This is a genomic window from Sutterella sp. (genome assembly GCF_052272535.1).
Lineage (GTDB): Bacteria > Pseudomonadota > Gammaproteobacteria > Burkholderiales > Burkholderiaceae_F > Sutterella.
This window is the reverse complement of the sequence record NZ_DAVZJY010000070.1, coordinates 1-10240: the sequence shown is the minus strand read 5'-3', so window position 1 is coordinate 10240 and position 10240 is coordinate 1. Positions and strand designations below refer to the sequence as shown.

The 10240-nt window shown below is 66.5% G+C and carries 6 protein-coding genes and 1 pseudogene; 2 read left to right on the top strand and 5 right to left on the bottom strand.

Annotated elements, in window-relative coordinates:
• Both ACT6Y9_RS05200 and ACT6Y9_RS05195 read left to right on the top strand, forming a co-directional pair.
• Positions 1-226: pseudogene (locus ACT6Y9_RS05200) on the top strand (hypothetical protein); the annotation flags it as partial.
• Between the two features lie 21 nt (positions 227-247).
• Positions 248-1639: a YfcC family protein gene (locus ACT6Y9_RS05195; protein ID WP_443743745.1), complete on the top strand. Its 1392-nt coding sequence runs from the start codon at positions 248-250 to the stop codon at positions 1637-1639.
• A gap of 355 nt (positions 1640-1994) precedes the next feature.
• On the opposite strand, the gene carB is transcribed toward ACT6Y9_RS05195, so the two are convergent.
• The 5 genes from carB to ACT6Y9_RS05170 form a co-directional block, all read right to left on the bottom strand.
• Positions 1995-5240 (bottom strand): carbamoyl-phosphate synthase large subunit, encoded by a 3246-nt coding sequence (gene carB, locus ACT6Y9_RS05190; protein WP_443743744.1) that lies wholly within the window; start codon positions 5238-5240, stop codon positions 1995-1997.
• A gap of 63 nt (positions 5241-5303) precedes the next feature.
• Complete coding sequence (gene carA, locus ACT6Y9_RS05185) at positions 5304-6488, bottom strand: glutamine-hydrolyzing carbamoyl-phosphate synthase small subunit (RefSeq protein WP_443743743.1); 1185 nt, start codon at positions 6486-6488, stop codon at positions 5304-5306.
• Between the two features lie 533 nt (positions 6489-7021).
• On the bottom strand, positions 7022-8029 hold the full coding sequence (ccmI, locus tag ACT6Y9_RS05180) for a c-type cytochrome biogenesis protein CcmI (RefSeq protein WP_443743742.1): 1008 nt from the start codon (positions 8027-8029) through the stop codon (positions 7022-7024).
• A gap of 13 nt (positions 8030-8042) precedes the next feature.
• Positions 8043-8738: a cytochrome c-type biogenesis protein gene (locus ACT6Y9_RS05175; RefSeq protein WP_443743741.1), complete on the bottom strand. Its 696-nt coding sequence runs from the start codon at positions 8736-8738 to the stop codon at positions 8043-8045.
• On the bottom strand, positions 8738-10240 hold a 1503-nt coding region (locus ACT6Y9_RS05170; protein ID WP_443743740.1), incomplete at its 5' end, for a heme lyase CcmF/NrfE family subunit. The genes ACT6Y9_RS05175 and ACT6Y9_RS05170, both read right to left, overlap by 1 nt.

Genomic DNA, 10240 nt, shown 5'->3' with positions numbered 1-10240 from the left:
CCTCTTCGGCACCTTCCGCAGCTGGCGCGCCCCGATGCTCGCGGGCCTGACGGATGCCGAGGGGGCGGAGCTCACCCGCATCCTCGGGCGCGACTTCGGCGCCTTCGTGCGCGGCGAGGCGCTCCCCGACGCATGGCCGCTCTGGCGCGCCGACGCCCCCATCCACCGCATCTACGCCGCGGCGGGCGCTCTCTTCGAAGCGCTTCCGCGCGAAGCCTTCAACTGATTTTTTTCCGGAGAAAGAGCCATGTCTCAAACGGAAACCAAGAAGCCGGGCTTCACCGTCCCGCACGTCCTTGTCCTCATCATCGGCCTCATCGTCATCTGCTGCGGCCTCACGTACGTGCTCCCGGCGGGCGAATACGCGGTCGACCCGCAGACGAAGCTCGTGGTGGCCGGGTCCTTCCACTACGTTGAAAACGCCCCCGTCAACCTCTGGGACGCGCTCATCATGGTGACGCAGGGCGTCGCGAGCCAGGGCGTCATCTTCGCGCTCCTCTTCATCATGGGCGGCATGATCAACGTCGTCATTGAATCGGGCGCGATCAACGGCGTGATCAACTACTCCGTCCACCGGCTGCAGGACAAGAGCATCTCGGTGCTCGTTCCGGCGGTCGTGGTCCTCATGGCCGTGATCGGCGGTCTCGCGGGCCAGGATTCGCTGGTCGCCTTCGTCGCGGTCGGCATGGTCCTCGCGCGCAAGCTCCGCCTCGACAAGCTCGCAGCCCTTGGGATGTTCTATCTGCCCTACATCACCGGCCAGGCCGCGGGCCCGACGATCGCGATCATCCTGATGGCGCAGGAGACGGCGGGGCTTGCGCCCGTATCGGGCCTCGGCGCCCGCCTCGTGGTGTGGGCCGTCCTCACGCTCCTCTGCGTGATCTACACGACCCGCTACTGCCTCAAGATCAGCCGCGATCCCTCGAAGAGCATCATCGGCTACATGGAGAAGTCCAACGCCGAAGAGCTCGCCCTGCCCAAGGAGGCGCCGAAGCTCCATTGGGAGAACCTCGTGACGATCGCCTGCATGTTCGTGCCGTTCGCCGTCTACGCCTACGGCGCCGCATCGTCGGGCTGGGGATTCCCCGAGCTTCTCGCCTTCGCGATGATCGCCGTGATCGTCGTAGGCGTCGTCAACCGCATGAACATCAACCGCCTCGCCGTCCTCTTCATCACCGGCGCCACCGCCATGGGCGGCATCTGCCTGATGATCGGCTTCGCGAAGGTGATCGGCATGGTGTTGGTCGACGGCAAGATCCTCCACACGATCGCCTACGCCGCGGTCTACGTGATCGGCGGGATGCACGATTCGCTCGTCGCCAGCGGCATCTTCCTCTTCACGACCTTCATCAACTTCCTCATCCCGTCGGGTCCGGCCAAAGTGCCGATGCTCATTCCGCTCTTCATCCCGGTGGCGGACGTGCTCGGCATCTCCCGCCAGGTGCTCTGCCTCGCCTTCCAGTTGGGCGACGGCCTCACGAACTGCGTCACGCCGGTCTCGGCCGTGCTCGCCGCCGCGATGTCGCTCTCGGGCTGCAACATCGGCCAGTGGCTGAAGTTCGTGATGCCCTTCGCGCTGATGACCTTTGTGGTCGCCATCGTCGCGCTCACGGTCCTGCAGGCCATGGGTTGGTCCTAGGCGCCTCACCTTCGCCGTACTTTCGCCGCCCCCGGACGCCCGTCCGGGTTGGTCGGCGGGACGCAGACGTTCGAAAGGCCGCACTCCCCCGGAATGCGGCCTTTTCTTCTGCATCCAGAACCGTCAGCCCTCGACCCTTGAAGCTTGACATCCTCTCCGTTCCTTCAAGGCGGAGAGGATGTCAAAGCGTTTTCGGGAGATTGCAAAACATGATGGGCGTGCTTCACCATCTTCCAAATGCGTGCGGCCCGCAGAACCCTCACGGATTCCACGGGCCGCACTTCGTCGGGGGGAAAAGGCGGAGCGGCCGTCCAGACAGCCGCCCCGGCCGGAACCACCCTCAGACCTTCAGGCCTTAGTCGACGATGCCCTTGTGGAGCGTCTGCAGATCACGCACCTTTTCGGAGAGCTCACCGTGACGGATGCCTTCGGCCGCGGCGAGGCCGCCCGCCATCGTCGTGTAGTAGGTCGTCTGCTCGGCGAGGCACGTCTGACGGATCGCGCGGGCGTCGTCAAGTTCGTTCTCGTGTTCGGCGACCGACATGATCACGAGCTGGATCTCCTTGTTCTTGATGAGGTCGAGGATGTTCGGACGACCTTCATGAACGCGGTTGACGCTGCGGCACGGGATGCCGGCGGCCTGGATCTGGTGCGCGGTGCCCGCGGTGGCGATGAGCTTGAAGCCGGCGTGGTGGAGCTCGTGAGCCGCAATCGCCACCTTCGGCTTGTCGGAGTCGCGCACCGAGAGGAAGCAGATGCCGCCCGAGGGAAGCTTCGACGCGGCGGCGAGCTGGCTCTTGCGGAGCGCTTCGCCGAAGTCGCGGCCGATGCCCATCACTTCGCCCGTGGAGCGCATCTCCGGCCCGAGGACCGGATCAACACCGAGGAACTTCGCGAACGGGAAGACGGCCTCCTTGACGGAGTAGTACTTCGGCGCCTTCTCGAGCTCCTCGACGGTGAGGTGCTGGTCGGCGAGCTTGTCGCCCACCATGCAGCGCACGGCGATCTTGGCGAGCTGGTGGCCGGTCGCCTTCGAGACGAAGGGAACCGTGCGCGAGGCGCGGGGGTTCACTTCGAGGACGTAGACCACGGGGCTCTCCGAGTGGGCGTTCTTCACGGCGAACTGGACGTTCATGAGGCCGACCACCTTGAGGGCCTTGGCCATCTCGCGCGTCTGGCGGCGGATCTCCGCGACGAGCGACGGGGCGAGGCTGTAGGGCGGCAGCGAGCACGCGGAGTCGCCCGAATGGACGCCCGCCTGTTCGATGTGCTCCATCACGCCCGCGACCGCAACGACGTCGCCGTCGCAGACCGCGTCCACGTCCATCTCAACGGCGTCGTCAAGGAAGCGGTCGAGAAGCACGGGCTCCTCGGGGCTCACCTTCACGGCCTCGTGCATGTACTTGATCAGGCGTTCGGGCGTGTGGACGATCTCCATCGCGCGGCCGCCGAGCACGTAGCTCGGGCGGACGACGAGCGGATAGCCGATCTCCTCGGCCTTCTTCAGGGCCTCCTCTTCGGTGAAGGCGGTGCGGTTGGGCGGCTGGCGCAGACCGAGCTTCTCAATCAATGCCTGGAACCGGCCGCGGTCCTCGGCGCAGTCGATCGCGTCGGGGGTCGTGCCGATGATGGGCACGCCGTGGGCTTCGAGCGCGCGGCAGATCTTCAGCGGCGTCTGGCCACCGTACTGCACGATCACGCCCTGGGGCTTCTCAACTTCGCAGATCGCGAGCACGTCCTCGAGCGTCACCGGCTCGAAGTAGAGGCGGTCGGAGGTGTCGTAGTCGGTGGAGACGGTCTCCGGGTTGCAGTTCACCATGATCGACTCCCAGCCGTCCTCGTGGAGCGCCATGGAGGCGTGCACGCAGCAGTAGTCGAATTCGATGCCCTGGCCGATGCGGTTCGGACCGCCGCCGAGAACGATCACCTTCTTGCGGTCGCTCGGGGCGGCCTCGGAGATGCGGCTGCGTTCATAGGTCGAGTAGAGGTAGGCGGTCGTGGTCGCAAACTCCGCGGCGCAAGTATCCACGCGCTTGTAGACGGGCTCGACGCCGAGGACGCGGCGCGCCTCGCGCACTTCGTTCTCGTGGCAGTCCGTGAGAAGCGCGGCGATGCGGCGGTCGGAGAAGCCGCGGGACTTGAGCGCCCAGAAGTCGTTCTCGTCGAGTTCGTTGAGGCTGTGGCCGGCGATGGAGGCTTCGACCTCCACGAGCTCCTTGATCTGACGCAGGAACCAGCGGTCGATCTTCGTCGACGAGAAGACCTCGTCGATCGTCATGCCGGTGCGGAAGGCGTCGGCGACGTAGAAGATGCGCTCGGGGCCGGGTTCGGCGATCTCGCGCAGGATGATGTTGCGGTCGGTGGTCTTCGGATCGAGGCCGCACTTGCCGGTCTCAAGACCGCGCAGCGCCTTCTGGAGGGACTCCTCGAAGGTGCGGCCGATCGCCATCACTTCGCCCACGGACTTCATCTGCGTCGTGAGGCGGTCGTTCGCGGCGGGGAACTTCTCGAACGCGAAGCGCGGAACCTTGGTGACGACGTAGTCGATCGCGGGCTCGAACGAGGCGGGCGTCTTGCCGCCGGTCATCTCGTTCTTGAGTTCGTTCAACGTGTAGCCGACGGCGAGCTTCGCGGCGATCTTGGCGATCGGGAAGCCGGTCGCCTTCGACGCGAGGGCGGACGAGCGCGACACGCGCGGGTTCATCTCGATCACGATCATGCGGCCGGTGTCGGGATTCACCGCGAACTGGACGTTGGAGCCGCCCGTGTCGACGCCGATCGCGCGCAGCACCGCCATCGAGGCGTCGCGCATCGCCTGGTATTCCTTGTCGGTGAGGGTCTGCGCCGGGGCGACCGTGATCGAGTCGCCGGTGTGCACGCCCATCGGATCGAGGTTTTCGATCGAGCAGACGATGATGCAGTTGTCCGCCTTGTCGCGGACCACCTCCATCTCGTACTCCTTCCAGCCGAGGAGCGACTCTTCAATGAGCACCTCGGACGTCGGGGAGAGTTCGAGGCCGCGCGTGACGATCGCGAGGAACTCCTCCATGTTGTAGGCGATGCCGCCGCCGGAGCCGCCCAGCGTAAAGCTCGGGCGGATCACCGCGGGGAAGCCGACGGTCTTCTGGATCGCGAGGGCCTCCTCGAGGGTGTGCGCCGCGCCGGAGCGGGCCGACTCGAGGCCGATCTCGCTCATGATCTTCTTGAAGCGCTCGCGGTCCTCGGCCTTGTCGATCGCCTCGGGCGTGGCGCCGATCAGTTCGACGTCGTAGCGCTTGAGGATCCCGTGGTGCGCGAGGTCCATCGCGCAGTTCAGAGCCGTCTGGCCGCCCATCGTCGGGAGGATCGCGTCCGGGCGCTCCTTCTCGATGATGCGCGCCACCGTCTCCCAGGTGATCGGTTCGATGTAGGTCGCGTCCGCCGTCTGCGGATCCGTCATGATCGTCGCCGGGTTGGAGTTGACGAGGATCGTGCGGTAGCCCTCTTCACGCAGCACGCGGCACGCCTGAACGCCCGAGTAGTCGAATTCGCAGGCCTGGCCGATGATGATCGGACCCGCGCCGATGATGAGGATGGATTGAATATCTGTACGCTTCGCCATTTTGCTGTCGTCTTTGCGCGTGTTTTGTTTCTTTCAGTCTTCCGTCTTGAGCACGAGGGGCCCTCAGCCGCGGCGGTGCTCGGCGAGGCTCTTGGCGAACTTCGCGAAGAGCACGTCGATGTCGTGCGGGCCGGGGCTCGCCTCCGGGTGGCCCTGGAAGCAGAACGCGGGCTGGCCGACGAGTTCAAAGCCCTGCAGCGATCCGTCAAAGAGCGAGCGGTGCGTGACGCGGGCGTTTTCAGGAAGGGTCGCGGCGTCCACCGCGAAGCCGTGGTTCTGGCTCGTGATGGCGACGCGCTTCGTCTCGACGTTCTCGACGGGGTGGTTCGCGCCGTGGTGACCGAACTTCATCTTGAGGGTCTTCGCGCCGACGGCGAGGCCCATGATCTGGTGGCCGAGGCAGATGCCGAAGAGCGGGATCTTCGCCGCAATCGCCTTCTTGGCGACCTCGATCGCGTAGGTGCAGGGCGCGGGGTCGCCCGGGCCGTTCGAGAGGAAGATGCCGTCGGGGTTCAAGGCCATCGCGTCCTCGAACGAGGTCTTTGCCGGCACGACCGTCACGCGGATGCCGCGGTCGGCCATGAGGCGCAGGATGTTCGTCTTGATGCCGAAGTCGTAGGCAACGACGTGGTACGGGAAGGCGGCGGCCTGACGGAACCCGGCGGGTTCGTTTTCGTGCGTCGGCGTCCAGCTCCCCTCGGTCCACTCGTAGGCTTCATCCGTGGTGACGGTCTGCGCGAGGTCCTGACCGGCCATGGAGCCCCAACTCTTGGCGGCGTCAAGCGCTTGGGCGAGGTCCGCATCCGTGAGGGCGGCTCCGGGTTCGGCGCAGATCACCGCGCCCGGCTGGGCGCCCGTCTCGCGCAGATGAATCGTGAGCGCGCGGGTGTCGATCCCGGCGATCGCCTTCACGCCGGCCTTCTTCAGGGCGTCGGGAAGCGACCCGCGGGCGCGCCAGTTGCTCGGCGAATCCGTGCAGGCCTTCACGATCAGCCCGGCCGCGTGGATGCTTCGGCTCTCCATGTCCTCGGGATTCCAGCCGACGTTGCCGATGTGAGCGCACGTGAGCGTCACGAGCTGCCCCGTGTAGGACGGGTCGGTGAGAATCTCCTGATAACCGGTCATGGAGGTGTTGAACACCACTTCGCCCACGGTCATTCCGGACGCGCCGACGGCTTCACCCTGGAAGACGGCGCCGTCCGCGAGAACGAGCGCGGCTTCGGGTCGAGTATTCGCAATAAGTGCCACGATGGATTTCCTCTGTTGAGATCAAGCTGGAGGTCTGTCGGGGCGGCCGCCCGCCGTCCGCTCGTTTGGGAACCGGATCCCCCTTTGGGGGAGAGCAGACTGCGGCGCGCAGAAGCGCCCCATTGAAACTTGGGGCTTAAGTCTATCGGCGCCTTCTTTCGTGTCATAAGGCGCCTTATAGGCAAAACACCCTATGACGGCTCGACCGAGTCAACCCGCTCCATCGTGTTGAAATATTGTCGACAAAAGAACGCTTTGCGGTTGAATTGGTTGATTTTGCCGACATTTCGAACGGGTCTCCGGCGCCCCTGCCGCCGCTCCCCGAACGCCCCGGCGGGACGCCTGCGGGAAATGGCCCGCAGCGCCGCCCCGATGCGCATCCGGGCGCTTGAGAAATCCACGGCAAAAGCCGATTAGAGACGAAAGCCGCCGGAGAGGCCTCTGTCTCTCCGACGGCTTTTGATCCGAAGCTTGGGGCTTCCGGCCGCCCCAACAGCGGGAGCGCCGGAATGCCGGGATGACGGACCGACCCTTCAGCGGCCGAGCGGGTTCAGCCCCACGCCGTCCGTCCCGTCCGCTCCGCGCTCGGGCGCGGCGGACATTCCGCCGCCCATCTTCATCATCTTCGCCATATCGGTTTCGGGCTTCCTCCCGACGGGATCGAGCGGCACATCCTTGAGGCCGCCGGCGTGGAGCGTCATGTCGAGCTGTCCGTTGATCGCCCGCCAGCCTTCGCTCCCTTCGGGGAACTGGCCGCGCAGGCGGGCGAAGTAGACCGCCGCCAATGCGTAGTCCCCGCGGTCGAAGGCGCCCGCGGCGCCGATCATCAGAGCCTTCTGGTTCCAGGGGTCGAGCGCGAGCGCCTTTTCGGCGAGGGCTTCGGCTTCACGGAGCTTCGAGGGGTCGAGGCCGATCGTGATGTCGGCGAGCTCGACCATCGCGTTGACGTTCTTAGGATTGAGGCGCACGACGTTCTCGTAGGCGATCTGCGCCTGCGAGAGGTTCCCCGTGGCGTTGTACTGGTCGGCGAGGAGCTCCCACGCCTCGAGGTCGTCCTTGTCGCGCACCACCGCGGCTTCGAGCGACTTGACGGTCTCGGACATGTTCTTTTCGGACCGCGCGGCCTCCCGGGTCGTGCGGATCTGCTCGATGGCGCGCTCGTCGAGCGCCGAAAAGTCGCCGTACCAGAGGTAGCCGCCGATCGCGACCGCCGGAATGATCACGGCGACCGCCGCGGCCGTCACGGCCGGGAAGCGCTCGACCATCTCGTGCTTCTCGTCCGTCTCCGGCGCGGTTTCGTCGATCACGCGGAGCGCGAGCTCCTCCTCGCGCTCCGCGAACTCCTTTTCCGACAGCCTGCCCGCGTCGCGCGCGGCGCGGATGCGGTCGTACTCGTCGCGCAGCGCCTCGATGTTCTCCGCCGTGCGGCGCCATTCGCGCGCGGGGTCGCTCCTCCCAGAGAAGAGCCGCCAGGCGAAAAGCCCGATCACGGCGGCCATGAGGAGGATCGCGAAGACGCAGAAGATCACTTCATACTTCATGATCAACTCCTAATTACGCCTTGTTCTTCAGGTTGGGGTTGGGCTTGAATTCGCCGCGATCGAAGACGAGCTCGCCGCGCAGTACCCGCTTGGCCCGCTCGAGCGCCTCGGGGCCGGCGTTGCGGCGACGCACTTGCGCGGCAGCCCGGCGGCTTCTCACGACGCGCGTCATCGCCCAGAGAGCGAGGAGGAGAAACACCGCGGGTCCGAGCCACAGGAGCCACGTCTTCGCCTTGAAGGGCGGCTTGAAGAGCACGTAGTCGCCGTAGCGGTCCACCATGAATTCGATGATGGCGTCGTCCGACTTTCCGGACTTCACCTGCTCGGCCACCTCGCGGCGCAGATCCACGGCGAGCTGCGCGTTCGACTCCGCGATGGTTTCGTTCGCGCAGACGAGGCAGCGCAGCTGCCGGCTGATTTCATAGACCCGCGGATTGGCCTTGGGGTCGAATTCGGCCGGGGCCGCCTCCGTGGACTTCAGTCCCGCAAGGTCCCCCATGCCGGCGGGCGCGGGACGCGAGAGCGTCGCCGCCCCCTCCATGAAGGCCTGCGCGGCCTTCGACTTTTCGCTCGCGGCGACGCTTCCCATCTTCACGGGCGCCGCGCCCTCTTCGGCCGCCGCAGCGGGCGCGGCGGGGAGCGCACAGAGGGAGACCGCAAGGCCCGCGGCGCAGCAGAGGGCCGCCAAGTGCTTGATCGAGGTCGTCATCAGAGAGCCTCCTCACGCTGGGAAAGGCGCCGCCGGCGGCGGTCGAACATCGCGAGCACGCCGCCCGCGGCCATGAAGAGCGTGCCGATCCAGATGTAGATCACGAAGGGCTTCACGTAGGCGCGCACCACCCAGCCGTCGCCCTCGGGCGTCGGGGTGGCGAGCGACACGTAGACGTCTTCGTGCGCGCGGTGCAGGATCGCCGCCTCGGTCATCGACATGCTCTCGACCGAGTCGTAGTTGCGCTTTTCGGGCTCGAGGAGCGCGATCTCCACGCCCGTAGAAGCGTTGAGAATCGAGATCGAGCCCTTCGCCGCGGTGTAGTTGGGACCGCGGTACTCGACCCAGCCGTTGTAGCGGAAGGTGACGTCGCGCACCGTCACGACGTCCTTGGGGTTCATCGTCACGTTGCGCTCGACCTGGTACTGCGAGACCGCGACCGCGCCGAAGATGAGGAGCGCGAGGCCGACGTGCGCGAAGTGCATGCCCCACCAGGGCGCGCCCTGGCTGAAGATCCCGCGGCCCTGCGCCCGAGTCGTGCGCGCGCGGCGCACGAAGTCCGTGGCGGCCCCGAGGATGATCCAGACCGCGAGGAAGGCGGCCGCCGCCATCGGAAGGTCCCAGCGCCCCATCAGGAGCGGAGCTGCGATTCCGATCACGACGGAGGCCGTGAAGGCGGGAAGAAGCAGGCGCCCGAGCCTCGCCCAGGCGTCGCTGCGCCAGGCACAGACCGCGCCCGCCGGGAGAATGAATGCCAGGGGCAGCATTTCGGAGCCGAAGACCGCTTCGAAGTACGGCGCCCCCACGGTGATGCGCCCGCCCCCGACGGCGTCGAGGAAGAGCGGATAGAGGGTCCCGAGGAGCACGATGCCGGCCCCCACCACGAGGAGCAGGTTGTTCCCCATGAGGAACGCTTCGCGCGAGCACCACGAGAAGTCTGCGGCGGACCCCACGCGGCCGCCCCGCCACGCGAAGAGGAGGAACGACACCCCGATCACGATGCAGAGGAAGACGAGGATGAACATGCCGCGCGTCGGGTCCGACGCAAAGGCGTGCACCGACGTGAGCACGCCCGAGCGCACGAGGAAGGTCCCGAGGAGCGAGAGCGCGAAGGTGAGGATCGCGAGGAAGACCGTCCAGATCTTGAAGACGCCCCGCTTTTCCGTCACGGCGAGCGAATGCATGAGCGCCGTGCCCGTCAGCCACGGCATGAAGGACGAATTCTCAACCGGGTCCCAGGCCCACCAGCCGCCCCAGCCCAATTCGTAGTAGCTCCAGTAGGAGCCGAGGCTGATGCCGAGCGTGAGGAGCACCCACGAGGCCGTGGTCCAGGGCCGCATCCAGCGCGCCCAGGCGACGTCGAGCCGACCGCCGAGGAGCGCCGCCACCGCGAAGGCGAAGGGAACCGCGAAGCCCACGTACCCGAGGTAGAGGAGCGGCGGATGAAGAATCATCCCCGGGTCCTGAAGGAGGGGATTCAAGTCCGCGCCCTGCGCGGCGGG

Bases quoted from the DNA above. Each gene is read 5' to 3' on its own strand.
- carB (WP_443743744.1), bottom strand. From the start codon at position 5,240: ATGGCGAAGCGTACAGATATTCAATCCATCCTCATCATCGGCGCGGGT.
- ACT6Y9_RS05195 (WP_443743745.1), top strand. From the start codon at position 248: ATGTCTCAAACGGAAACCAAGAAGCCGGGCTTCACCGTCCCGCACGTC.
- ACT6Y9_RS05175 (WP_443743741.1), bottom strand. From the start codon at position 8,738: ATGACGACCTCGATCAAGCACTTGGCGGCCCTCTGCTGCGCCGCGGGC.
- ccmI (WP_443743742.1), bottom strand. From the start codon at position 8,029: ATGAAGTATGAAGTGATCTTCTGCGTCTTCGCGATCCTCCTCATGGCC.